General features: G+C 73.2%; 23 protein-coding genes and 1 pseudogene. 19 read left to right on the top strand and 5 right to left on the bottom strand.

Annotated elements, in window-relative coordinates; translation table 11 throughout:
- Positions 1-25: 25 nt before the first annotated feature.
- Positions 26-628: a TetR family transcriptional regulator gene (locus tag CHB94_RS25120; protein ID WP_176445508.1), complete on the bottom strand. Its 603-nt coding sequence runs from the start codon at positions 626-628 to the stop codon at positions 26-28.
- Between the two features lie 126 nt (positions 629-754).
- Between CHB94_RS25120 and CHB94_RS11175 the strand changes: the two genes are divergently transcribed.
- The 16 genes and pseudogenes from CHB94_RS11175 to CHB94_RS11100 all read left to right on the top strand — a co-directional run bounded on the left by CHB94_RS11175 (position 755) and on the right by CHB94_RS11100 (position 16,174).
- Positions 755-2,215, top strand: coding sequence for a DHA2 family efflux MFS transporter permease subunit (locus CHB94_RS11175; RefSeq protein ID WP_089336638.1), 1,461 nt, complete (start codon positions 755-757; stop codon positions 2,213-2,215).
- Between the two features lie 555 nt (positions 2,216-2,770).
- Complete coding sequence (locus tag CHB94_RS26135) at positions 2,771-3,040, top strand: hypothetical protein (protein ID WP_089336637.1); 270 nt, start codon at positions 2,771-2,773, stop codon at positions 3,038-3,040.
- Between the two features lie 134 nt (positions 3,041-3,174).
- Positions 3,175-3,318, top strand: a pseudogene (locus CHB94_RS26715) (DUF2243 domain-containing protein); the annotation flags it as partial.
- 146 nt (positions 3,319-3,464) lie between these two features.
- Complete coding sequence (locus CHB94_RS11160) at positions 3,465-3,665, top strand: DUF1918 domain-containing protein (protein ID WP_089336636.1); 201 nt, start codon at positions 3,465-3,467, stop codon at positions 3,663-3,665.
- Between the two features lie 12 nt (positions 3,666-3,677).
- The gene (locus CHB94_RS11155; RefSeq protein WP_089336635.1) at positions 3,678-5,744 is read left to right on the top strand and encodes an elongation factor G-like protein EF-G2; all 2,067 of its coding nucleotides are present in this window, start codon (positions 3,678-3,680) and stop codon (positions 5,742-5,744) included.
- Between the two features lie 146 nt (positions 5,745-5,890).
- Positions 5,891-6,574: a cardiolipin synthase ClsA gene (gene clsA, locus CHB94_RS11150; protein ID WP_254920576.1), complete on the top strand. Its 684-nt coding sequence runs from the start codon at positions 5,891-5,893 to the stop codon at positions 6,572-6,574.
- Entirely contained in the window at positions 6,571-7,482 is a 912-nt protein-coding gene (locus CHB94_RS11145; protein ID WP_089336634.1) for a DUF881 domain-containing protein, read from the top strand. The genes clsA and CHB94_RS11145 overlap by 4 nt, the downstream gene beginning before the upstream one ends.
- A 5-nt stretch (positions 7,483-7,487) precedes the next feature.
- Positions 7,488-7,820: a small basic family protein gene (locus tag CHB94_RS11140; RefSeq protein WP_089336633.1), complete on the top strand. Its 333-nt coding sequence runs from the start codon at positions 7,488-7,490 to the stop codon at positions 7,818-7,820.
- The gene (locus CHB94_RS11135) at positions 7,817-8,770 is read left to right on the top strand and encodes a DUF881 domain-containing protein (protein ID WP_089336632.1); all 954 of its coding nucleotides are present in this window, start codon (positions 7,817-7,819) and stop codon (positions 8,768-8,770) included. The genes CHB94_RS11140 and CHB94_RS11135 overlap by 4 nt, the downstream gene beginning before the upstream one ends.
- A 63-nt stretch (positions 8,771-8,833) precedes the next feature.
- Positions 8,834-9,238, top strand: a complete 405-nt coding sequence (gene gcvH, locus CHB94_RS11130) for a glycine cleavage system protein GcvH (protein WP_089336631.1) — start codon at positions 8,834-8,836, stop codon at positions 9,236-9,238.
- 249 nt (positions 9,239-9,487) lie between these two features.
- Positions 9,488-10,006: an oxoglutarate dehydrogenase inhibitor Odhl gene (gene odhI, locus CHB94_RS11125; RefSeq protein WP_089336630.1), complete on the top strand. Its 519-nt coding sequence runs from the start codon at positions 9,488-9,490 to the stop codon at positions 10,004-10,006.
- A gap of 85 nt (positions 10,007-10,091) precedes the next feature.
- Positions 10,092-10,829: a transcriptional regulator FtsR gene (ftsR, locus tag CHB94_RS11120; protein WP_254920575.1), complete on the top strand. Its 738-nt coding sequence runs from the start codon at positions 10,092-10,094 to the stop codon at positions 10,827-10,829.
- Between the two features lie 140 nt (positions 10,830-10,969).
- Entirely contained in the window at positions 10,970-11,458 is a 489-nt protein-coding gene (locus CHB94_RS11115; RefSeq protein WP_089336628.1) for a bifunctional nuclease family protein, read from the top strand.
- Positions 11,459-11,773: 315 nt separating this feature from the next.
- The gene (locus CHB94_RS11110; protein WP_089336627.1) at positions 11,774-12,346 is read left to right on the top strand and encodes a MerR family transcriptional regulator; all 573 of its coding nucleotides are present in this window, start codon (positions 11,774-11,776) and stop codon (positions 12,344-12,346) included.
- A gap of 139 nt (positions 12,347-12,485) precedes the next feature.
- Positions 12,486-15,527 carry an aminomethyl-transferring glycine dehydrogenase gene (gcvP, locus tag CHB94_RS11105; protein WP_089336626.1) on the top strand — a complete coding sequence of 1,014 codons (3,042 nt, stop codon included), beginning with the start codon at positions 12,486-12,488 and terminating at the stop codon, positions 15,525-15,527.
- 62 nt (positions 15,528-15,589) lie between these two features.
- Complete coding sequence (locus tag CHB94_RS11100) at positions 15,590-16,174, top strand: DinB family protein (protein WP_089336625.1); 585 nt, start codon at positions 15,590-15,592, stop codon at positions 16,172-16,174.
- A gap of 15 nt (positions 16,175-16,189) precedes the next feature.
- On the opposite strand, the gene CHB94_RS11095 is transcribed toward CHB94_RS11100, so the two are convergent.
- Positions 16,190-16,393, bottom strand: a complete 204-nt coding sequence (locus tag CHB94_RS11095; RefSeq protein ID WP_089336624.1) for a DUF5999 family protein — start codon at positions 16,391-16,393, stop codon at positions 16,190-16,192.
- Positions 16,394-16,610: 217 nt separating this feature from the next.
- Positions 16,611-17,564: a type I pantothenate kinase gene (coaA, locus tag CHB94_RS11090; RefSeq protein ID WP_089336623.1), complete on the bottom strand. Its 954-nt coding sequence runs from the start codon at positions 17,562-17,564 to the stop codon at positions 16,611-16,613.
- Between the two features lie 123 nt (positions 17,565-17,687).
- Between coaA and CHB94_RS11085 the strand changes: the two genes are divergently transcribed.
- Positions 17,688-18,497 carry a GNAT family N-acetyltransferase gene (locus CHB94_RS11085; RefSeq protein ID WP_089336622.1) on the top strand — a complete coding sequence of 270 codons (810 nt, stop codon included), beginning with the start codon at positions 17,688-17,690 and terminating at the stop codon, positions 18,495-18,497.
- 106 nt (positions 18,498-18,603) lie between these two features.
- Here CHB94_RS11085 and CHB94_RS11080 read toward each other — a convergent pair whose 3' ends face one another.
- The gene (locus CHB94_RS11080; protein ID WP_089336621.1) at positions 18,604-19,149 is read right to left on the bottom strand and encodes a YbhB/YbcL family Raf kinase inhibitor-like protein; all 546 of its coding nucleotides are present in this window, start codon (positions 19,147-19,149) and stop codon (positions 18,604-18,606) included.
- Between the two features lie 170 nt (positions 19,150-19,319).
- Between CHB94_RS11080 and CHB94_RS11075 the strand changes: the two genes are divergently transcribed.
- Together CHB94_RS11075 and CHB94_RS11070 are read left to right on the top strand one after the other, a co-directional pair.
- Complete coding sequence (locus CHB94_RS11075) at positions 19,320-20,066, top strand: HAD family hydrolase (RefSeq protein ID WP_089336620.1); 747 nt, start codon at positions 19,320-19,322, stop codon at positions 20,064-20,066.
- Between the two features lie 73 nt (positions 20,067-20,139).
- Positions 20,140-22,497, top strand: a complete 2,358-nt coding sequence (locus CHB94_RS11070) for a glycoside hydrolase family 65 protein (RefSeq protein ID WP_089336619.1) — start codon at positions 20,140-20,142, stop codon at positions 22,495-22,497.
- Between the two features lies 1 nt (position 22,498).
- Here CHB94_RS11070 and CHB94_RS11065 read toward each other — a convergent pair whose 3' ends face one another.
- Positions 22,499-23,203, bottom strand: a complete 705-nt coding sequence (locus CHB94_RS11065; RefSeq protein WP_176445506.1) for a M50 family metallopeptidase — start codon at positions 23,201-23,203, stop codon at positions 22,499-22,501.
- Positions 23,204-23,287 lie beyond the last annotated feature (84 nt).

Genomic DNA, 23,287 nt, shown 5'->3' with positions numbered 1-23,287 from the left:
CCGCGCACCGGCCGGCCCGAGGCCGTCAGCCGACGATGTGCCGGAGCTGCTCGCGGCAGCGACGGTAGACGTCGACCGGGTCGTCCGCCCGGCCGGCGAGGGCCAGCTCACCCCACCGCTCCCAGGTCGTGCGCCACACCGCGACGGCCACCTCGGCGATCAGCAGCAGCGTCACCGCGTCGCTGCCCGGCAGCTGCCCGGCCAGGCGCGTGCGGAGCCGGGCGGTCAGCGCCTGCTCCTGCGACGCGGCGAGTGCCTGGAGCTCCGGCTCCCGGGCGAGCAGCAGAGCGACGCGACGGTGCTCCTCGAGCTCGGGATCCTCGTCCCGGCCGATGACCGCCTCGGTCGCGGCCTCCACGTCGCCCAGCACCGTGGCCGGCTCCGTGCCCGTGACCTGCAGCGCGTCGATCGCCTGCAGCAGCCGCCGCTGCCCGGGGAGGGCCGCCTGCTCCTTCGAGGTGAAGTACCGGAAGAACGTGCGCGGCGAGACCCCCGCCCGCTCGGCGATCTGCTGGACCGTCGTCTCGCGGACACCCTGCTGTTCGAACAGCTCCAGGGCGGCCAGGTGGATCTCGTCGTGGGTGTCCCTGCGCCGGCGCGCACGGAGGCCGCTGGATGCCTCGTCCATGGCAGGTCCTCTCCGTCAACCGGGCGCACATCACATGAGCGGCACGCGCTGACAACATGGCACAGTGTGCCATCGTTTGTCGTCCGAACGGATCACCCTTCCTGGCTCGAGGAGAAGCACGCCCACATGACAGACGTCCAGACCCGGCCCGACCCCACCGGCGAACAGTGGCCGGAGGCGCTGGAGCCGGAGAAGGTCACCGGACGCGTGGGGCCGGTCATCGCCGTGCTCGTGCTCGCAGCGATGATCATGATCCTCAACGAGACCGTGCTGAGCGTGGCCCTGCCGCCGCTCATGGCGGACTTCTCCGTCACCGCCGGCACCGCGCAGTGGCTGACCACCGGCTTCATGCTCACGATGGCCGTGGTCATCCCCACCACCGGCTACCTGATCCAGCGGTTCACCACCCGGGCCCTGTTCGCGGCCGCGCTGGTGCTGTTCCTCGCGGGCACGGCGCTGGCCGCCGTCGCGACCGGGTTCCCCATGCTCCTCGCCGGCCGCATCGTCCAGGCCGGCGGCACGGCGATGATCCTGCCGCTGCTGATGACCACCACGCTCACCTCGGTCCCGGTCGCCTACCGCGGCACGGTGATGGGCCTGAACTCCGTGGTGATCTCCGTCGCGCCGGCGATCGGCCCGACCGTCTCCGGCGTGCTGGTCGACTCGCTGGGATGGCGCTGGCTGTTCGGCCTCATGCTGCCGATCGCCGCCGTCGTCCTCGTGATCGGCCTCGTGATCATCCGGACGACGAGCGAGACCCGGACGGCGCCGTTCGACGTCCCCTCTGTCGTGCTCTCCGCCTTCGCGTTCGGCGGGATCGTGTACGGCCTGGCGTCCATCGACGCCCTCGTCGACGGCGCCGCGGCTCCGCTCGTCGCCCTGGCGGTCGGCGTGCTGGCGCTGGCACTGTTCGTCCGGCGTCAGCTCCGCCTGCAGCGGACCGACAGCGCGCTGCTGGACCTGCGTCCGTTCGCCGTCACGAACTACAGCTTGTGCGTGGCGATCGTGGTCATCTGCATGGCCACCATGCTGGGCACGGTCGTGGTGCTGCCCATCTACCTGCAGGCCGGACTCGGCGTGAGCGTGCTGACCACCGGGCTCCTGCTGCTGCCCGGCGGGCTGGTGCAGGGTGTGCTGTCGCCGATCGTCGGCCGGCTCTACGACTCGGTGGGCCCGCGCCCGCTGGTGATCCCGGGGGCGGTGCTGCTCTGCGGCGGTCAGTGGTGGCTCAGCACCGTGAGCGCGCACACCGCGCTCGGGCTCGTCGTCGCCATGCACGTGGTGTTCTGCGTCGGCATGGCCACGTTGATGACGCCGCTCATGACGGTGTCGCTCGGGTCGCTGCCGCGCAGCCGCTACGCGCACGGTGCGGCGATCATGAACACCCTGCAGCAGCTGGCCGGTGCGGCCGGCATCGCGCTGCTGGTCGCCGCCCTCACCATCGGCGCCGCCGGTGCCGGGGGCGGCCCGGCGGAGGCGCTGGTCGAGGGCACCCGGGGCGCCTTCGTCCTCGGTGGCTGCCTCGGCCTCGTCGCGATCGTGTGCGCGCCGTTCGTGCGGCGGCTGCGGGAGAACACTCCGCGCTGACCGGAGCTGCGGAGGGGCCGGCCGGGACGTCGCGTCGCGGCCGGCCCCTGTTGTGCGCGGCGGCTGCCCCGGCCCGCCGCGCCCCCCCGCGCAGCGGGGCGCCGCACGGGACCCGATGAAGTGCTGACAGCTCATCGGCCGATCCCGCGAGGAGTTCGTGCCGGCTCGAGCGGACCGGATCGCCGGACGGCGGTCCGGCCGGATCGGCAGCCGACACGGTGGAGCCGACCTCTCCGACCCGCGAGCCACGCCCCGGGGCTGAGGTCGAGGCCATCGAGCAGGCTCCACGCACGTGGCGCTCGTTCGGCGATCGTTCTCGACGGCCGTCGGGGGAGCGGGTAACCCTGCTCGGCCGCGTCCGGGCAAGGGCACCCAGTCGTGCGGGATCCTCCGCCGCGGACGTGACTCCGGAGGCGGGAGCTGGCCAGCCCTGTTCCAGGGGACAGCGCCCACCGAGGTCGGGTTGTGGCCCCCCGGGCGTCCGAGGAGCATCGGAGCGACCGGCGCACACCACCTCCCCGGCCGCGGGGAAGGGCACTCTGCGAGGAGCGGGTCATGACGGAGCGCGAGCGGGACACCGCCACCGACTACGGCTACGACATGGCGCACCAGGACATCGCCCACCAGGACATCGCCCACGGGGACATGGCGCGCGAGGACATGGTGGGCGAGGACATGGCGGGCGGGCGGGCCGACCGCGCGCCGGGGCCGCACCACAGCGAGCAGCCGCACGGCACCGGGCATCAGCGGTACACCACCGTCCACCCGGGCAGGACCTCCGACCCGGGCGCGGACTACGGCTACGACGAGGCCCACGCCTTCTGAGTCCCGATTCCGCCTCGCCCCGTGCTCCACCAGATCCTGCAGCGGCACCACATGTCAGCGCCGAGACGCCCCCAGCCACGGTCGCCGGGCCGGAGGTCGACACCCTCGCCGACGGCTTCTTCCACCTGGGTCTCGTGCCGGCCGGCCGGGGTCTCCTCAACCTCGTCGAGGGTCTGATCGACCACCAGATCCCGGGGGGCCACCACGTCCCGGACGACCTCGGCGCACCCCTGAGCTGGGACCTCGCCTTCCTGGCCTCCGGGGTGGTCCTGATCGGCGGAGGCCGGCTGCCGCACCGGCGCGGTGCCCGGGCGCTGGAGGCGCGGGCACCCTCGGCCGCTGACGGTCCGAGAGGGGCTTGTCCGTGCCGGGTCCGGCGGGCAGGCTGTGAACAAGACCACAGTCGTACCTCCAGGAGGCCGCCGTGGAAGCCCATGTCGGGGACCGCATCATCGTGCGCTCCACCCACCAGGGGGAGCCGGACCGGATCGGGCAGGTCATCGAGTGCGCCGAGCCCGGGGGAGGACCGCCCTACCGGGTGCGGTGGGAGCCCGACGGGCACACCGGGCTCTTCTATCCGGCGGGCACCGTCTCGGTGATGCCGGCCGAAGCGGCGCACGGCTGAGCGCCCAGCCCCATGGCCAGGGACACCGGGACGGCGCCGGCACCGCGACCGGCCGCGAACGTGCGCAACGTGGCACTGGTCGGCCACGCGGGGGCGGGGAAGACCGCCCTCGCCGAGGCACTCCTCGTCGCGACCGGCGCCCTGCCACGGGCCGGGCGGGTGGAGGACGGCACCACCTGCCTCGACACCGAGGAGGTGGAGATCCGCCAGCAGCGCTCGGTGTCCCTCGGGGTGGCGACCGTCGAGCACGCCGGTCACCGGATCACCCTGCTCGACACCCCGGGGTCGCCCGACTTCGTCGGTGAGCTGCGGGCCGGACTGCGTGCCGCGGACGCCGCCCTCTTCGTCGTGTCGGCGGTCAACGGTGTCGACGCCGCGACGGTGCAGCTCTGGGATGAGTGCGCGGCGGTCGGCATGCCCCGCGCCGTCGTCATCACCCAGCTCGACCGCGCACGCGCCGACGTCGACGACGCCGTCCGGCTCTGCCAGCTGCTCCTCGGGGAGGGCGTCTACCCGGTACACCTGGTCGACCGCGGTCCGGACGGCTCGGTCCGCGGTCTGGTCTCTCTGCTCGAGCCCGATGCCGACGCCCCCGAGGCCGACCGGCTCCGGTCGGAGCTCATCGAGGGGATCATCGGCGAGAGCGAGGACGAGGCGCTGATGGAGCGGTACCTGGCCGGCGACCAGCTGGTGCAGGCCGACCTGATCGCCGACCTCGAGACCGCGGTCGCCCGGGCGCACTTCCACCCGGTGCTCTGCGCGGCCCCGCTGAGCGGGGTGGGCATTCCCGACCTGCTCGAGCTGATCGTGTCCGGCTTCCCGTCCCCCATGGAGCACGGCTGCCCGCCGGTCACCCGGCCCGACGGCTCGCCGGCCCCGTCCTTGACCTGTGATCCCGAGGGGCCGCTGGTCGCGGAGGTCGTCAAGACCACCACCGACCCCTACGTGGGGCGGGTGAGCCTGGTCCGGGTCTTCTCCGGGACCCTGCGTCCCGACATCCCGGTGCACGTGTCCGGTCACGGGATGAGCGAACGTGGCCATCCCGACCACGACGTCGACGAGCGCATCGGCGCCCTGTCCTCGCCGCTGGGGACCGCGCTGCGACCGGTGGCCGCCTGCCCGGCCGGTGACATCTGTGCCGTGGCCCGGCTGGCGAGCGCCGAGACCGGCGACACCCTCTCCTCGCCGGAGGACCCACGCCTCATCTCGCCCTGGGACCTGCCCACCCCGCAGCTCCCCGTCGCCCTGGAGGCCGCGTCCCGCACGGACGAGGACCGGCTCGCGACGGCGCTGGCCCGCCTGGTGGCCGAGGACCCCACGGTGCGCCTGGATCGCCGGCAGGACACCGGCCAGCTGCTGCTGTGGTGCGTCGGCGAGGCGCACGCCGAGGTCCTGCTGGAACGGCTGCGCACCCGCCACGGCGTCGCCGTCAGCACGGTGCCGGTCCGTGTGCCCATGGTCGAGACGCTGGCCGGTCCCGCCCGGGTCACCGGTCGCCACGTGAAGCAGTCCGGGGGCCACGGCCAGTACGCGGTCGTCGTCATCGAGGCCGAGCCCGGACCGCCCGGCTCGGGGATCGTCTTCGAGCAGCGGATCGTCGGGGGCACCGTGCCCAGCCAGTTCCACGGCAGCGTGGAGAAGGGGATCCGCGCCCAGGCCGAACGCGGCACCAGCGGCGACCGCCCGCTGGTCGACGTCCACCTCACCCTCGTCGACGGCAAGGCACACTCCGTCGACTCCTCGGACGCCGCGTTCCAGGCCGCGGGCGCGCTCGCCCTGCGGGAGCTCGCCGCCGCCGCCGGAACGCGGGTGCTCGAGCCCTGGTGCGAGGTGGCGGTCGTCGTCCCGGGGGAGTACGTCGGCGCGGTGATGAGCGACCTCTCGGCCCGCCGGGCGCGGGTCACCGGCAGCGAGGCCGATCCGGTCCGCGACCGGACGACGGTGCGCGCCGAGGTGCCCGAGGTGGAGCTGCTGACCTATCCGGGCGTGCTGCGCTCGGTCACCCACGGCACCGGCAGCTTCTCCCGACGGCGCCTGGGCTACGAGCCGGCCCCGGCTTCGACCGCGGTACCGGCATGAGCGGGGCCTGAGGGGGCTGGGCGCCTCGCGCGGGGCCCCTGCCTGCACGTTCCGGCACCGGGACGGTGCGCACCGGTGCGTCGCGTCCCGGCTCGACGACGCGGGACACTAGCCTCGGGGGCGGTGTGCAGCGGGCTGGAGGGAACGTGACGTCGTCGAACGGGTCGTCGGCGGCCGCGCCCGTCCCCGAGGCCGGCGCCCTGCCGCTCGCCGGCGCACGTCCGGGCGCCGGCCGCGAGGCGCTGCCCGACCGTATCTGGACCGTGCCGAACGCCCTCTCGGTGCTCCGCCTGCTGGGCGTGCCGCTCTTCCTGTGGCTGCTGCTGGGGCCCGAGGCGGACCGGTGGGCGGTCGCCGTTCTCATGGTCTCCGGCTTCACCGACTGGCTCGACGGCAAGCTCGCCCGCTGGCTGGACCAGAGCAGCAGATTGGGCGCGCTGCTCGACCCCGCGGCCGATCGCCTCTACATCGTCAGCACGCTCGTGGCGCTCGCCCTGCGGGGCATCGTCCCCGTCTGGATGGTTGCCCTGCTCCTCGGGCGCGAGGTCGTCCTCGGCGTCATGCTGCTCGTGCTTCGCCACTACGGGTACCCGCCGCTGCAGGTGCACTACCTCGGCAAGGCCGCCACGCTGCTGCTGCTGTACGCGTTCCCCGGACTGCTCCTGGCCGACGGCAGCGGCTGGCTGGCCACGGTCATCACGCCGTTCGCCTGGGCGTTCACGATCTGGGGCACCGCCCTCTACCTGCTGGCCGGGCTCTTCTACGTGGTGCAGGTCGCCGGCATCCTGCGTGCCGAACGCCGGACCGTGGTGCCCCGGACGGCGCGGTGACCGCAACCGCACGGGGCGGTGGGCAGCGCTCGCTGGGCGCATCGCTCCTGGACGCCGTCCTCGCCGAGACCCTCGACCCCGCGTACGCCCAGGCGGCCGCCGCCCGTTCCGCCGCCGGGGCCGCACCGCGGTCGCGTCTCCGTGCCCGCACGATGGTCGCGCTGACGATGGCCGTCGCCGGACTCCTTCTGGCGGTGACCTACGACCAGGCCGCCGCGAGCGCCCAGGGCCGGGAGCAGGTGCGCGCCGCGCTCGTCGACGACATCCGGCACGACTCGGACGTGACCGACGAGCTCGCGGTCCAGCTGGAGACCCTCCGCGGCGAGGTCACCCGCACCCGCGACGAACTGCTGGCGGCCAGTGCCGTCGGGCAGCGGGCGCTCGACGAGCTCGCGAGGGCCGAACGCGCCGCCGCCGCCGTGCCGGTCACCGGCCCGGGGCTGCTCGTCACCCTGGCCAACGCCGACGCCGAGGCCGACGACGACCCCGTCGGTGGCGGCACCGCCGAGGAGGATCCGCGAGGCCGGGTGCGTGACGGCGACCTGCAACTGGTCGTCAACGCCCTGTGGGCGGCAGGCGCGGAGGCGGTCAGCATCAACGGCCAGCGTCTGGGGCCCACGACCGCCATCCGCTTCGCCGGGGAGGCGGTGCTCGTCGACTTCCGACCGGTCACCAACCCCTACGAGGTCAGTGCCATCGGCGATCCGGACACGCTGTCGAAGGAGTTCCTCGCCAGCCCTGAGGTCGGCGCCCTCGCGGTGATCTCCGAATCGTTCGGCCTGCGCTTCGAATTCGCCCGGGAGGACGAGCTGACCCTGCCCGCAGCCGGCATCTCCGAGCTCCGCTCCGCACGACCGGAGGGGCGCGACCAGCAGGCCCCCCGACCCGACCCCACGCCTGGAGGCTGACCCCCGTGATCCCGATCCTCGGACTCGCGGCCGGTGTCCTGCTCGGCCTCTTCTTCGATCCCACTGTCCCGTTGGGTCTGCAGCCCTACCTGCCGATCGCGGTCGTGGCCGCGCTGGACGCCGTCTTCGGAGGGTTCCGTGCGCGCCTGGACGGCATCTTCGACGCGAAGGTCTTCGTCATCTCCTTCGTGTCCAACGTGGTCGTGGCCGCCCTGATCGTCTTCCTCGGCGACCAGCTCGGCGTGGGCGCGCAGCTGTCCACCGCGGTCGTGGTCGTGCTCGGGATCCGCATCTTCGGCAACGCCGCAGCCATCCGCCGACACGTCTTCCGGGCATGAGCGGCGACCAGCGGCCCGGTGCGGGCCCCGACCCCGAGCTCGAGGCGGCGGAGGTCGAGGCGGCGGTCGAGATCCCGGACGCCGACACGGACGACGCCGCCGCAGCCACGACCGAGCCGGTGGCCGACGTGGACGCATCCGGGGCGCCGCCCGAGGCGCCGGCGACCGCGCACGAGCCGGCGACCGACGACCTGAGGACGGAGGACGGATCGGCCACGGGGGAGGAGCAGGGGGCTCCGGGCGCCGGGAAGCCGTCCGGCCGCCGTACCCGCGACCCGCTCGCCGCGGCGCTGATCGGCGTCCTCACACTGCTGCTCGGGTTCGCCTTCGCGGTGCAGGTGCGCGCCGCCGGGGACGACCAGCAGTACGCGGGTGCCCGCGAGGAGGACCTGGTCCGCATCCTCGACGAGCTCAACGCCCGCGAGGCCCGACTGCGGGATCAGATCGCCGACCAGCGCGCCGCCCTGCAGCAGCTCAACAGCTCTGACAGCCAGTCGGCGGCGGCGCTGGAGGAGGCGCGAGCGCGGGCGGAGGCCATCGGCATCCTGAACGGGACGGTCGCCGCGCAGGGGCCTGGTCTGGTGATGACCATCCGTGACGCCGACGACGAGGTCCGCGTCAGCGACATCCTGGACGCGATCCAGGAACTGCGCGGGGCCGGTGCTGAGACCATGGAGATCGACGGGGTCCGCGTCGGCGTCTCCACCGCCGTCACCGGCACGCCCGGAAGCCTCATGGTCGACGGCCGGCCGATCACCTCGCCCTACGAGTTCGTGGTCATCGGGTCGCCGCAGAACATGGAGACCGCCCTCAACATCCCGGGAGGCGTCGTGCAGGATCTGACGCGGCACGGCGCCTCGGTGACGATCACCCAGTCCGAGCAGGTCACGGTGGACGCGTTGCGGCCGCTCGACACGCCTCAATACGCTTCGCCGGACACCGGCGACTGATCCTCCGCGACGCTTGCCGCTGAGCCCCCGCACCGCCCCTCGACCCCAGGAGACGACCGCCGCATGGCTACGCCAGACGACCGCCGCTACACCGATCAGCACGAGTGGGCGCTGGTGCAGGGCACCGACGGCACGTCGACCGTCGTCCGGGTCGGGATCACCGACCACGCCCAGGACGCCCTCGGCGACATCGTGTTCGTCCAGTTGCCGGCCGTGGGCGACGAGGTGGGCCCTGGGGTCCCCATCGGCGAGGTCGAGTCGACCAAGTCGGTGTCCGACGTCTACGCCCCCGTCGCCGGCGTCGTGGCCGCGGTGAACGAGGCGCTCACCGATGCGCCGGAGACCATCAATGCCGATCCGTACGGTGCCGGGTGGCTGGTCGAGATCAGCGTGCCGGGGGAGGGCGGCGACCCCATCGGGGCCCTGCTCGACGCCGACGCCTATCAGGCGCTGATCGACGCGTCGTGACGGCCTGCCGTCCGGCTGCGGCCGCGCGGTGCTCACTATGATCGCATCAGGGTGCGTCGATCACCGGTCACCTCGGTGGCACACCCTGAACGTCCGGTTGACCCTCGGGCCGACCGGCTGGTTGCATGACAAGCGGTCCGCCGCCTCGCGGCGGCCGACCCGCGACGGGCCGTCCGGTCCGTCGTCCGCCGGCCGCTCGCGGCCCGTTCTGAGGCCGCGGCGGGCCCCCTCGTACAGGAGGAGACAGACGTGCACTGCACTCGATGTGGCCACGAGAACCCCGAGGGCAGTCGCTTCTGCGCGCAGTGCGGATCGGCGCTCTCCCAGGAGCGGATCGGCGAGTCCACCAGCGTCATCCCCAAGGTCGGCGGTGAGGACTCGGGCGAGTCCCCGGAGATCACCGAGTCGGCAGCCGACGCCCACGCGGGCGCCGTCGAGTCGCTCCCCGCCGGCTCGGCGCTGCTGGTGGTCAAGCGCGGGCCCAACGCCGGGAGTCGCTTCCTGCTCGACCAGGACGTCACCACGGCCGGGCGCCACCCCGACAGCGACATCTTCCTGGACGACGTCACCGTGAGCCGGCGGCACGTGGAGTTCCACCGCGAGGGCGGCGGCTTCTCCGTCCACGACGTCGGCAGCCTCAACGGCACCTACGTCAACCGTGAGCCGGTCGACGTCGCGAACCTCGCCGGCGGTGACGAGGTGCAGATCGGCAAGTTCCGGCTCGTCTATCTCACCGGCCCCCGCACCGGCGAGCCGGCCGCTCGCTAGTGGGCGTGCCGGCGGGCGCCCGCACCCGCGGGGCACGGCCCGGCGCCCGCTTCCCGGGCGCCGGCGGGACAGGCACGTGACGGCGGTGCCCGAGCCCGATGGTGCGCTCGGGGACGCCACCGACCAGCGCACGCCGCGGCTGACGATCGGCGAGGTGCTGGCGGTTCTGCGCGACGACTTCCCCGACGTGACGATCAGCAAGATCCGTTATCTGGAGTCGGAGGACCTGGTCCACCCGCAGCGGACGCCGTCGGGCTACCGGAAGTTCTCCCGGGCCGACGTCAGCCGGCTGCGCTACGTCCTGGCCGCCCAGCGTGACCTGTACCTGCCGCTGCGGGTCATCAAGGAGCACCTCGAGGCGCTCGACCGGGGCGAGCCCCTGCCGCCGGGTACCGGCGGACCCGGCTCGGTCCCGCCGCCGCCGGCCGTCGACGGTGACGCGGATGCCGGGGTCCCCCCGCTGACGCCGGAGCAGTTCGCTCGTGCGGCCGGCCTGGAGGCCCAGCAGCTGGCCGACTGCGTGCAGTTCGGCCTGCTCACCACCGACGCCGACGGCCGGCACCCGGCGGCCGACCTGCCGGTCGCGCGGGCGGCCGCGGGACTGGCCCGGCACGGTATCGAGCCTCGCCACCTCCGGGTCTACCGGAGCGGTGTGGAGCGCGAGGCCGGCCTCGTGGAGCAGCTCGTCGCACCCGTCCTGCGGGCCCGCTCCGAGGAGGCGCGCACCCGGGCGACCGAGAAGCTGCGCGAGCTCGCGACGCTCTCGGCCCAGCTGCACACGGCGCTGCTGGAGGCACGGCTGCGGGAACTCCTGCGGCCCTGACTCGGGCGTACCGTGAACGCGGCAGGATGAGCCGGGTGGGTCGGGTCCGCCCGACGCACCCGACCCGTCCCCGGCGTCCGACCGCCGCCTGACCAGACCGAGCCGCCCGCACCCCCGGGCCGCAGCCGAGGAGTCGCACCGTGCAGGAGCTTCGAGTCGTCGGTGTCCGCGTCGAGCTGCCCGGCAATCAGCCGATCCTGCTGCTCAAGGAGGCGCGGGGGGAGCGGTACCTGCCCATCTGGATCGGGGCGGTCGAAGCCGCCGCGATCGCCTTCGAGCAGCAGGGCGTCCGGCCGGCCCGTCCCATGACCCACGACCTGCTGCGGGAGGTGGTGACCGCCCTGGGCGCCACCCTGGAGGCGGTCAACATCACCGAGATGCGCGACGGCATCTACATCGCCGAGCTGGTGTTCGGCGACGAGCGGGTGGTCAGCGCCCGGCCGTCGGACGCCGTGGCGCTCGCCGTCCGCACCGGCGCCCCGATCTACGGCGCCGACGACCTGCTCGACGAGGTCGGTATCGAGATCCCCGACGAGCAGGAGGACGAGGTCGAGAAGTTCCGCGAGTTCCTCGACCAGATCTCGCCCGAGGACTTCGGCGCCGGCTCCGGGTCCGGCGGATCGACCTGACGGAGGAAGCGCTCCTCCCCACCCCTCGCAGGGTCGGTGTGCTGGCCGGGAGGGGGCCGATGGGAGCCCATCCCGTCGTTATCGGCAGCGGTGGTCTCAGCCTCCACTCGAAATGATGAGTGCGGCGACACGCCGCCCCGCTCAGTTGACCGGGTCCCTGGCCCGGCTTACGGTCGGCGAACAACAACGGTGTGACATCTGAGGTCAGTGGGTGCAATGCCCACCGATGCAGGGCTCATCAGTACGAGGCCATCAGATGCGAAGCCGTCGACCTGGACCGCGTGAGCGGCACGGGACCAGAGGAGGACGCTGGACGTGAGCGACCAGAGCGACGGCTCCCAGGGTCAGCTGTTCAGTGATGCCGCTGTGGGGGCCCCACCGTACGACGAGGTCGACACCGACCTCGTCGGTTACCGCGGCCCGACGGCGTGCGCCGCTGCAGGGATCACCTACCGCCAGCTGGACTACTGGGCACGGACAGGGCTCGTCGCACCCTCGGTGCGCAGCGCCACCGGCTCGGGAACACAGCGGCTGTACTCCTTCCGCGACATCCTGGTGCTGAAGGTCGTCAAGCGGCTGCTGGACACCGGGGTCTCCCTGCAGAACATCCGCAAGGCGGTCGACCATCTGCGCACCCGGGGGATCAGGGACCTCGCCAACGTGACCCTGTTCTCCGACGGCGCCACGGTCTACGAGTGCACCTCGGCCGAAGAGGTCGTCGACCTGCTGGCCGGTGGCCAGGGCGTCTTCGGGATCGCGGTCTCCGGGGCGCTGCGCGAGCTCTCCGGTGAGCTGGCGGAGCTGCCCGCCGAGCGCCTCGACGGCGGCCCCGTGCACCACGCCGACGACGAGCTGTCCATGCGCCGGAGGCGTCGCGCCGCGGTGTGACCGGTCGCCCTCCGGGCGACACCGCGGCCACGTGCCGTCCCCTGCGTCGTCGAGCCTCCCCGGGGACCCCTCGGGCCCCGCTCGTCGGGACACCGGGTCATGGCCTCGCGGTTGGATGCCCGCTGGTAGCGTCGCTGCAATGGTCGACCGTGCTCAGACTGCGGCAGAGCCGGCGGGGGAGACCCTCCCGCCGCTGACCGGGTCGCTTCCCTCGCTGACGTCCCTGAACCCGTCCGGTTCCTTCGCCGCTCGGCACATCGGCCCGCGTGCGGCCGACACCGCCGAGATGCTCGCGACCGTCGAACATCCCACGCTCGAGTCCCTGGTCGACGCCTGTGTCCCCGAGGGCGTCCGGGACCGGACGCCGCTGGCTCTCCCCGCCGCCGAGGACGAGGCGGCCGTGCTGGCGCTGCTGCGCGAGCGGGCGGAGGCCAACGACGTCTACACCTCGATGATCGGGTTGGGGTACTACGGGACGGTCACCCCCACGGTCATCCAGCGCATGGTGCTGGAGAACCCGTCCTGGTACACCGCCTACACGCCCTATCAGCCCGAGATCAGCCAGGGTCGGCTCGAGGCGCTGATCAACTTCCAGACGATGGTCGCCGACCTCACCGGGCTGCCCGTCTCCGGCGCCTCCATGCTGGACGAGGCGACCGCGGCCGCCGAAGCGATGACGCTGGTCCGCCGCGCCGGCCGGGCGAAGTCGGACGCCGTCTTCGTCGTCGACGCCGACACGCTCCCGCAGACCCTGGGCGTGCTGCAGACGCGCGCCGAGCCGCTCGGCATCCGGCTGCACGTCAGCGACCTGTCGGCGGGCTGGCCCACCGATCTGCCCGAGGCCGGTGCCTTCGGCGTCCTGCTGTCCTACCCCGGTGCCAGTGGCGCGGTCCGCGATCACCGTGCGCTGGCTGCCGCCGCGCACGAGGCCGGCGCCGCGGTGGTGGTGGCCGCGGACCTGCTGGCGCTCACCCTGCTGGAGGCGCCGGGGGAGTGGGGCGCCGACGTCGCCTGCGGCACGAGCCAGCGCTTCGGCGTCCCCATGGGGTACGGCGGCCCGCACGCCGGTTATCTGTCCGTCCGCGAGGGCCTGGCCCGTCAGCTGCCCGGCCGGCTGGTCGGGGTGTCCGTCGACGCCGACGGCGACGTGGCCTATCGGCTCGCGCTGCAGACCCGGGAACAGCACATCCGCCGGGAGAAGGCGACCAGCAACATCTGCACCGCTCAGGTGCTCCTCGCCGTCATGGCCGGCGCCTACGCCGTCTACCACGGGCCGGAGGGGCTGGCCGACATCGCTGCCCGTGTGCACCGCAGCGCCGTCGTGCTGGCCGGCTGGCTGCGCGCCGGCGGTGTGGAGCTGGTCCACCAGCACTTCTTCGACACCGTCGAGGTGTCGGTACCCGGCCGGGCGGCCGACGTCGTGGCCGCGGCCGCCGCCCGACGGATCAATCTCCGGCTGGTCGACGCCGACACGGTGGCGGTCGCCTGCGACGAGACCACGTCCGTGGCGGTCCTGCGGCAGGTCGCGGAGTCCTTCGGCGTGGCCGTCGACGAGGCGAACCTGGACGACGACGCGGACGAGGCGCTCCCGGCCGCGCTGCGCCGCCGGACGCCCTACCTGACCCACCCCGTCTTCTCCGCGCACCGCTCGGAGACGGCGATGCTGCGCTACCTGCGGTCGCTGTCGGACAAGGACCTCGCGCTCGACCGCACGATGATCCCGCTGGGCTCCTGCACCATGAAGCTCAACGCCGCGACCGAGATGGCTGCCATCACGTGGCCGGAGTTCGCGAACCTGCACCCGTTCGTCCCGGCCGAGCAGGCCCGCGGCTACCGGCAGCTGATCGACGAGCTGTGCGACGCACTGGCCGAGGTCACCGGCTACGCCGCGGTGAGCGTGCAGCCCAACGCCGGCTCCCAGGGGGAGTTCGCCGGCCTGCTGGCCATCCGCGGCTACCACCGGTCCCGCGGCGACGAGCAGCGCGACGTCTGCCTGATCCCCAGCTCGGCGCACGGCACCAACGCCGCCAGCGCCGTCATGGCCGGCATGCGGGTGGTCGTGGTGGCCTGCGACGAGGCCGGCAACGTCGACCTCGCCGACCTGCGCGCCAAGGTGGACCAGCACGCCGAGCGCCTCGCGGCGATCATGCTGACCTACCCGTCGACGCACGGGGTGTTCGAGGTGGACATCCAGGAGATCTGCGGCGCGGTGCACGACGCCGGCGGACAGGTCTACGTGGACGGGGCCAACCTCAACGCGATGGTGGGACTGGCCAAGCCGGGCCGCTTCGGCTCCGACGTCAGCCATCTCAACCTGCACAAGACCTTCTGCATCCCGCACGGGGGCGGCGGCCCGGGGGTCGGCCCGATCGGCGTCCGGGAGCACCTGGTGCCGTTCCTGCCGAGCCACCCGCTGGTCGAGACCGGCGGGCACGGTCCCGTCGTCTCCGGCGCTCCGTGGGGTTCGGCCGGGATCCTGCCGATCTCCTGGGCCTACATCCGCCTCATGGGCCCCGACGGGCTGCTCAGGGCGACCGAGCACGCGATCCTGGCGGCGAACTACGTGGCCGCGCGGCTGCGCGACCACTTCCCGGTGCTCTACACCGGCGCCGGGGGTCTGGTCGCCCACGAGTGCATCCTCGACATCCGGCCGCTCACGAAGGCCACGGGCGTCACCAACGACGACATCGCCAAGCGGCTGATCGACTTCGGCTTCCACGCCCCCACGATGAGCTTCCCGGTCGCCGGGACGCTCATGGTCGAGCCGACGGAGAGCGAGGACAAGGCCGAGCTGGACCGCTTCGTCGAGGCGATGGTGACCATCCGGGAGGAGATCGAGAAGGTCGCCACGGGGGAGTACGACCGCACCGACAACCCGCTCCGCAACGCGCCGCACACGCTGGCGATGCTCGCGGGGGAGTGGGACCGGCCCTATCCCCGTACCACGGCGATCTACCCGGTGCGCGGGCTCCAGGGGCGCGATTACCTGAGTCCCGTGCGGCGGATCGACCAGGCCTACGGCGATCGCAACCTGGTGTGCTCGTGCCCGCCGCCCGAGGCGTTCGAGGAGCACGACTTCGGGACGCACGCGCCGCCGGCGGACGGCGCGGTTCCCACCCGCGGCCAGGGGCACCCCGACGACCTCGGTACGGCGGCCGACGTGGTGGGCTCCCAGGCCTGAGGAACCCCTCCTCCCCACCCCCTGGGGGCTCGGGGAGAGGGGGCCGTGGCAGGGTGTCGGCCATGGATGCGAAGGCCGAGCTGCGGCGCGATCTGCAAGCCGGGCGCGACGCGCTGCTCTGGAAGCTCGAGGGGCTGTCGGAGTACGACGTCCGGCGGCCGATGACGCCGACCGGGACGAACCTGCTGGGGCTGGTCAAGCACCTGGCGTTCGTGGAGCTGGGCTACTTCGGTGGGGTCTTCGGGAGGCCGGTCCCGGAGGCGCAGGCCTGGATCGACGACGACGGCAGCGAACCGAACTGGGACCTGTGGGCCGCTGCTGACGAGTCACGTCGGCACATCGTGGAGGGGTACCGGCGGGCCTGGGAGCACGCCGACACGACGATCGAGTCGCTGCCCCTGGACGCTGCCGGACACGTGCCGTGGTGGCGGCCGGAGCGCCGCGACGTGACGCTGCACCAGATCCTGGTGCACGTCATCGCCGAGACGCACCGGCATGCCGGTCATGCCGACATCGTGCGGGAGCTGATCGACGGAGCGGCGGGCCTGCGCGCGGGCGGCGACAACCTGCCCGACGTCGACCAGGCGTGGTGGGCCGGCTACCGCGACCAGCTGGAGCGGGGGGCGCGGGAGGCTGCCGCGCGCTGAGCCCGGCGGCGGCGCTCAGGCCTGGACGAGCTCGGGGGCGAGCCAGACGTGGTGGTCGCCGACGGCCTGGCCGTCGGGGAGCAGCTCACCGTCGTCGTCGAAGAGGACGACGCCGTTGCACAGCAGGCTCCAGCCCTGTTCGGGGTGGCTGCTGACCACGGCGGCGAGGTCACGCGCCTCGCTGGTGGGGTCGGGGCAGGGCGTTACGTGGTGGCACATGGCGGTCCGTTCGTTCGGTCGTCTCGAGCCGGGTCAAGATCACTCACCGCGCTCGTCTGATCACTGCTTCGGTAAGTCTGCGCCGGACCTGGAGCTCGCTGGAGTGATCTGGCTCACCAGGTCATCCCGAAGGGTCGTCACGTTCTGCCGAAGCCAACAGGCCGCGGAGGCCTCCGGTGCAGGTCAGCCCGGCGAGTCGAGGGGCACCGTCCGGCCCTCACAGCTTCCGGAGCAGCACCCGTCGTACGGAGTGGTCGGCGGCCTTCTGCAGCACCAGCCGGGCGCGCGAGCGGGTCGGGGCGATGTTGCTGCGCAGGTTCGGCCCGTTGACCGCCGCCCAGATGCCGAGGGCGGTCTCCCGGGCCTGGTCGTCGGTGAGGTCGGCGAAACGGTGGAAGAAGGCGGTGGTGTCGCGGAACGCCGTCCGCCGCAGCGCCAGGAAGCGCTCGACGTACCAGCGCTGGATGTCGGCCTCGGCAGCGTCGACGTAGACGGAGAAGTCGAAGAAGTCCGACAGGAACACCGCGGGGGCCGTGCCGTCGGCGCGGCTCCCGGCCTGCAGCACGTTGAGGCCTTCCAGCACGAGGATGTCCGGCCGGTCCACGGCCTGCCGTGCGCCGGGGACGATGTCGTAGGACTGGTGGTCGTAGACCGGCGCGAAGACCTCCTCACGACCGGACTTCACGTCGGCGAGGAAGCGCGCCAGTGCCCGCCGGTCGTAGCTCTCCGGGAACCCCTTGCGGCCGAGCAGGCCCTGGGCCTCCAGTACCGCGTTGGGCAGCAGGAAGCCGTCGGTCGTCACCAGGTCGACCCGGGGTGAGCCGGGGGCAGAGGCCAGCAGCCGCTGCAGCAGCCGGGCGGTGGTGCTCTTGCCGACGGCGACGCTGCCGGCGACCGCGATCACGAACGGCACCTTGGCCGTGGCGTCGCCGAGGAACTTGCTCTGCGCCGCCCACAGCCGACGGCTGGCGGTGACGTGCAGGTACAGCAGCTCGGCCAGTGGCAGGTAGACCGTCGCCACCTCGTCGAGATCGATCCGGTCCCCGAGGGTGGCCAGCTCACCCAGCTCGGTCTCGTCGAGGGGGAGGCGCGACCCGGCGGAGAGCGCACGCCACGAGTCGCGGTCGAATATCGCGTAGGGCGAGATGGAGCTGCGCGCACCGGCCGTCACCCGACCATCGTGCCGTCCCAGGGGGCCGTGTCGTTCGCCCGGGTCACTCGCCCGGGTGGGGAGAGGGCAGGGGAACGCCCGGGGAGGCGACCGCCCACGGCGACCGCGTCTAGGGTTCCCCGTGTGCCGACCCGTCCGGGGCTGCTCGAGTGCATCGAGCGCTACTTCGCCGCAGCTCCTCGAGCGGACGCGCGCATCGAGGCCGTGGGCGGCCTCGATGTGCCGATCGGTGACCCCGCCTGGCCCTATCCGGCCCGGCCCCGCGCCGGTGCGGGCCCGGTCACCGAGAACGATGTCCGGGCCGCCGCGGCGCTCCAGGACGAGGCGGGACTGCCGGTCGCTCTGGAGTGGGTCCCCGAGCGCTCGCCGGAGACGGCTGCCGCTGCCCGTGCCGCCGGCCTGACGGTCGAGGAGCTGCCCCTGCTGGTCGCCGTCGACCCCGTCGAAGTGCTGTTGCCGGCCGGCGTCCGCCTGTACGTCGTCGGCGCCGACGACCCGGGTCTGCCCGCGTACCAGTGGGTGGCGGCCACGGCCTTCGCCAACCCCGGCGGCTCGGCCGACGTGCAGGACGTGCCCCCCGACAGCTCCGCCGCGGCTCGGGCGCGCACCCAGGTCCTCCGGGAGCGGATCGCCTCCGGCCGCACCGTGATGATGGTGGCGGTGGAGAACGGCCGGCCGGTGGCCGTGGGCTCCCATCAGCCGGTGGACGTCGACGGCACCGAGGTCAGCGAGGTGGTGGGCGTGGCCACGCTGCCCCGGCTGCGCGGACGCGGCGTGGGAGCCGGCATGGCCTCGGCGCTCGTCGCGCACGCCCGGGAGACCGCCGACGTGGTCTTCCTCGCCGCCGGTGACGACGACGTGGCCCGGGTCTACGAGCGGGTCGGCTTCGCCCGGCTGGCCTCGTCGGCGATCGCCGACCGCCCGAGCTGCTGACCGGTCCGGTCAGCGGAAGAGCGGTGGCGAACGTCCCGGACCGCTGGTCGAAGCCGTCGGCGGCCAGTGGTGCAGCGGTCCGTCTGCTGCTGCCCGCCGGTCGCCCTCAGCTCTCCTCGTAGGTCACCACCAGCGTGGCGCGGGCCAGCGTGTGGAAGAACAGGTTGAAGCCGAGGACCGCGGGTGTGGTGTCCTCGGTGACGTCGAGGGCCTCCGTGTCGACGGCGTGCACGACGATGAAGTAGCGGTGCGGGCCGTGGTTTTCGGGAGGAGCGGCGCCGACATACCCCGCGAAGCCGCCGTCGTTGCGCAACTGGATGGCGCCCTCGGGGAGCTGCGGTTCGTCCTTGTCGCCGGCATCGTGCGGCAGGTCGGTCACCGACGCCGGGATGTTGGCGACGGCCCAGTGCCAGAAGCCGCTGGCGGTGGGGGCGTCGGGGTCGTAGACGGTCACCGCGAAGCTCTTGGTCCCCTCGGGGAAGCCCGACCAGGACAGCTGCGGCGAGCGGTCGTCCCCACCGGCGCCCATGACGCCGCTGACGTGTGGCATCGGCATTACGTCGCCGTCGGACACGTCGCTGCTGGTGACGGTGAAGCTCGGGACCTGCGGCAGGTGCTCGTAGGGGTCGTAGGACAGCGGCCGGTCGGCCATCGTGGGCGCTCCTCTGCTCGGACGGACTGGGGGAGGGACGGCGAAGAGCTGGCTCCCGAAGCGACCCTAGGTACGGCCGCTGCGCCCCGCTCTCCGGCGGCTGCGCATCCGATGCACGACTGCCGCCGTTCCGGCACGTGCGGACGGGCCGCCGCCGGTAGCGTCGCATCGTGCCTGCTCCCGCCTCATTGGGCCTGCCCGAGGCCGTGCGCGTCTGCCTCTTCGACCTCGACGGCGTCCTCACCCGGACGGCGACGGTGCACATGGCGGCCTGGAAGCGCACCTTCGACGAGTTCCTCCGGTCGCACGACCCGGCCGCACCCGAGTTCACCCAGCTCGACTACAACCGCCACGTCGACGGCAAGCCCCGCGCCGACGGCGTCCGCGACTTCCTCGCCAGCCGCGGCATCACCCTGCCCGAGGGCTCGCCGGGCGATCCGCCGGAGACGCCGACGGTGCAGGGCATCGCCTCCCGGAAGCAGGAACTGGTGCTGGCCGAGCTGGAGGAGCACGGGGTCGAGGTCTATCCCGGCTCCATGCGGTACCTGCGGGCGGTGAAGGAGGCCGGGCTGGCCACGGCGGTGGTCACGGCGTCGGCCAACGGGGAGCAGGTCATCGCCGCCGGCGGCTTCGCCGACCTCATCGACGTCCGGGTGGACGGCGTCGTCGCCGCTCGCGACGGGTTGCGGGGCAAGCCGCGGCCGGACACCTTCCTCGCCGGTGCCCGGCTGCTCGGGGTGGAGCCGGGTGCTGCCGTGGTCTTCGAGGACGCGCTGTCGGGGGTAGCGGCCGGCCGCGCGGGGAACTTCGGTTACGTCGTCGGGGTCGACCGGGTCGGTCACGCCGACGAGCTGGCCGCTGCGGGGGCCGACGTCGTCGTCCAGGACCTGGCCGAACTGCTGGAGGTGCATCCTTGAGCGAGCTCGCGAGCTCACGCATGAGCGGAGCGACGGCCGTCACGAGGCCGACGAGCGACGGCGAGGAGGAGCAGTGACGGAGGGCCGCGCCACCTTCCCGATCGAGCCCTGGTCGCTCACCGAGGTCGGGCTGGACCACGCCTCGCTGGCCGTGCACGAGTCGGTGTTCGCCCTGACCAACGGCCACATCGGGATGCGCGGCTCCTTCGAGGAGGGGGAGCCGGTCGTCGTCCCCGGCACCTATCTCAACGGCTTTTTCGAGGAGCGGCCGCTGCCCTACGCCGAGGCGGGCTACGGGTTCCCGGAGCAGGGCCAGACGATGGTCAACGTCACCGACGGCAAGCTGATCCGGCTGCTGGTCAAGGACTCGCCGCTCGACCTCGAGTACGGCGAGATCATCGAGCACACGCGCACGCTGGACCTGCGGGCCGGGGTCCTCCGCCGCTCCACCGAGTGGCGCTCCCCGGGCGGCCGGACGGTCCGGGTCACCAGCACCCGCCTGGTGTCTCTGGCGCGGCGGTCGATCGCCGCCATCGAGTACAAGGTGGAGCTCACCGACGACCTCGGCGACCTCTACGTGGCCCTGCAGTCGGACCTGCTGGCCAACGAGGCGGTGCCGACCGAGGAGGACGACCCGCGTGCGGCGGCCGCGCTGGCCGAGCCCCTGCAGTCGGAGCTCGCGGTCGGCCGCGGGCGGCGGGCGGTGCTGGTGCACCGGACCAAGCGCAGTCGCCTGCGCATGGCGGCCGGGATGGACCACGTCATCGAGACCCCGGACAGCCACACCGAGGACATCGAGGCCGCCGGGGATCTCGCCCGCTACACGCTCGCCGCGCGCATCCCACGGGGTGGCAGCTTGAAGCTGGTCAAGTTCCTCGCCTACGGCTGGTCCTCCCGCCGCTCCAGCGCCGCCCTCCGCGACCAGGTGGAGGCCGCGCTGGCGACGGCCAAGCTGGCCGGCTGGGACCGTCTCGCCCGCGAACAGCGGGAGGTCCTGGACCAGCACTGGGACGAGGCCGACGTCGAGATCGAGGGCGACGACGAGCTCCAGCAGGCGGTGCGGGTGGGCATGTTCCACGTCCTGCAGGCCGGCCTGCGCGGCGAGCGTCAACCGATCCCCGCCAAGGGGCTGACCGGTCCCGGCTACGACGGTCACACGTTCTGGGACACCGAGACCTACGTGCTCCCGGTCCTGACCTACACCGCGCCGCACGCCGTCCGCGACGCCCTGCGGTGGCGGCACTCGACGCTGGATCTGGCGCGGGAGCGGGCGCGCGTGCTCGGCCGCCGGGGGGCGGCCTTCCCCTGGCGGACCATCCGCGGGGAGGAGACGTCGGGCTACTGGCCGGCGGGGACGGCCGCCTTCCACATCAACGCCGACATCGCCGACGCCGTCGTCCGGTACTACAACGCCACCCTGGACGACGACTTCGACCGCGACTTCGGTACGGAGCTGCTCGTGGAGACCGCCCGGCTGTGGGCGTCCTTGGGTCACTTCGACCCCGAGCACGGGTTCCGCATCGACGGCGTCACCGGACCGGACGAGTACACCGCCGTGGTGGACAACAACGTCTACACCAACCTCATGGCGCAGCGGAACCTGCGGGAGGCCGCCGAGGCGGTCAAGCGCCAGCCCGACGTCGCGGGCCGGCTGGACGTCGACCCCGAGGAGGTGGACTGCTGGCTGCGGGCCGCCTCCCTGATGGCGGTGCCCTACGACACCCAGCGCGGCGTGCACATGCAGTCCGACGCCTTCACCCACCACGAGGAGTGGGACTTCGCGCACACGCCGGAGGAGAACTACCCCCTCCTGCTGCACTACCCCTACTTCGAGATCTACCGGAAGCAGGTGGTCAAGCAGGCCGACCTCGTCATGGCGCTGCACCTGCGCGGGGACGCGTTCACCCTCGAGGAGAAGATCGCGAACTTCGCCTACTACGAGGCCAGGACGACGCGGGACTCCTCGCTCTCGGCCAGTCAGCAGGCCGTGGTGGCCGCGGAGACCGGCCACCTGCAGCTCGCCTACGACTACTGGGCCGAGGCCGCGCTGACCGACCTGCAGAACCTGCACCACAACTCCGGACACGGGCTGCACATTGCCTCCCTGGCCGGCGGCTGGACGGTCGCGGTGGCCGGCTTCGGTGGTCTGCGGGACCACAACGGCGAGCTGGCGTTCGGCCCGCGGCTGCCCGAGCGCATCACCCGGATGCGGTTCCGGGTCGTCTACCGGGGCCGGCGGCTGACGGTGACCGTCACCCACGACTGGGCCACCTACCGCCTGGAGGAAGGCGACCCGCTCGACATCCGCCACCACGGCCGGCAGGTCACCGTGGACCACCGGGATCTGGTGCTCGACATCCCGCCCCCGCCGGAGGTCGGCCCGGTCCACCAGCCTGTGGGCTGTGAACCCCGGCGGCGCGCCCGGAAGTAGCTCAGGGCAGGAGCCAGCCGGCACCCAGCGTCAGCGCGCCGACGTCGACCACCAGGAAGACGCCCACCCAGAACAGCGCCGGGAACGGTGTGAGGCGGGCGAGCTGGTCGGCGTCGGAGTCCGGTGCCCGGCGCCGGCTTCGGGCGGTCTGGAGCTCGAGCACGGTGCGCGGGGCGGCCAGCAGCAGGAACCAGGTCGCCACGGCGGCGAAGACCGCCTGGCCCTCCGGTGGCAGCCACCAGGTGGCCGCGAAGACGACCGTGCCGGTCACCAGGACCGACCACAGCCCGTACCAGTTGCGGATCTGCACCAGCAGCAGCGCGAGCAGGACGAGCAGGGTCCAGAGGAGGCCGACGGCGTGCCCGGCGGCGAGGAGCGCGGCCGCGCCGAGCCCGAGGAGCGCGGGGCCGGTGTAGCCGGCCGCGCAGGTGAGCACCATGCCCACACCGGTCGGCTTCCCGGCGGAGACGGTGAGTCCCGAGGTGTCCGAGTGCAGCCGGATGCCCGACAGCCGGCGGCCTGCTGCCAGCGCGACCACGCCGTGCGCCCCCTCGTGGGCGATGGTCACCGCGTGGCGGGTCGTCCGCCAGAGGGCCGGCGAGAGGACCAGGGCGGCGGCCGCCGCAGCAGTCGCCAGGAGGACCGGGAGGGGGAGCTCCGGAACGGTGGCGGTGACGCGCACCCAGAACCGGCCGAGGACCTCCACCGGCCGAGTCAACCGCACGGACCTGCCGGCGCCGGGGGGTGCAGGAGCGTGTCGGCAGGCTCCTGCGGTGATCGTCACACCCTC

It is taken from the genome of Blastococcus mobilis, assembly GCF_900188025.1.
In the GTDB taxonomy this organism is placed as follows: Bacteria; Actinomycetota; Actinomycetes; order Mycobacteriales; family Geodermatophilaceae; genus Blastococcus_B; species Blastococcus_B mobilis.
The sequence above is the reverse complement of the archived record's forward strand: the minus strand, read 5'-3'. Positions and strand labels throughout refer to the sequence as shown.

Coding starts and splice junctions, on each gene's coding strand:
- CHB94_RS11095 (WP_089336624.1), bottom strand. CDS start 16,393: ATGTGCCACCACGTAACGCCCTGCCCCGACCCCACCAGCGAGGCGCGT.
- CHB94_RS11135 (WP_089336632.1), top strand. CDS start 7,817: ATGAGCGGCGACCAGCGGCCCGGTGCGGGCCCCGACCCCGAGCTCGAG.
- CHB94_RS11155 (WP_089336635.1), top strand. CDS start 3,678: ATGGCCAGGGACACCGGGACGGCGCCGGCACCGCGACCGGCCGCGAAC.
- CHB94_RS11100 (WP_089336625.1), top strand. CDS start 15,590: ATGGATGCGAAGGCCGAGCTGCGGCGCGATCTGCAAGCCGGGCGCGAC.
- CHB94_RS11175 (WP_089336638.1), top strand. CDS start 755: ATGACAGACGTCCAGACCCGGCCCGACCCCACCGGCGAACAGTGGCCG.
- CHB94_RS11080 (WP_089336621.1), bottom strand. CDS start 19,149: ATGGCCGACCGGCCGCTGTCCTACGACCCCTACGAGCACCTGCCGCAG.
- gcvH (WP_089336631.1), top strand. CDS start 8,834: ATGGCTACGCCAGACGACCGCCGCTACACCGATCAGCACGAGTGGGCG.
- CHB94_RS25120 (WP_176445508.1), bottom strand. CDS start 628: ATGGACGAGGCATCCAGCGGCCTCCGTGCGCGCCGGCGCAGGGACACC.
- CHB94_RS26135 (WP_089336637.1), top strand. CDS start 2,771: ATGACGGAGCGCGAGCGGGACACCGCCACCGACTACGGCTACGACATG.
- gcvP (WP_089336626.1), top strand. CDS start 12,486: ATGGTCGACCGTGCTCAGACTGCGGCAGAGCCGGCGGGGGAGACCCTC.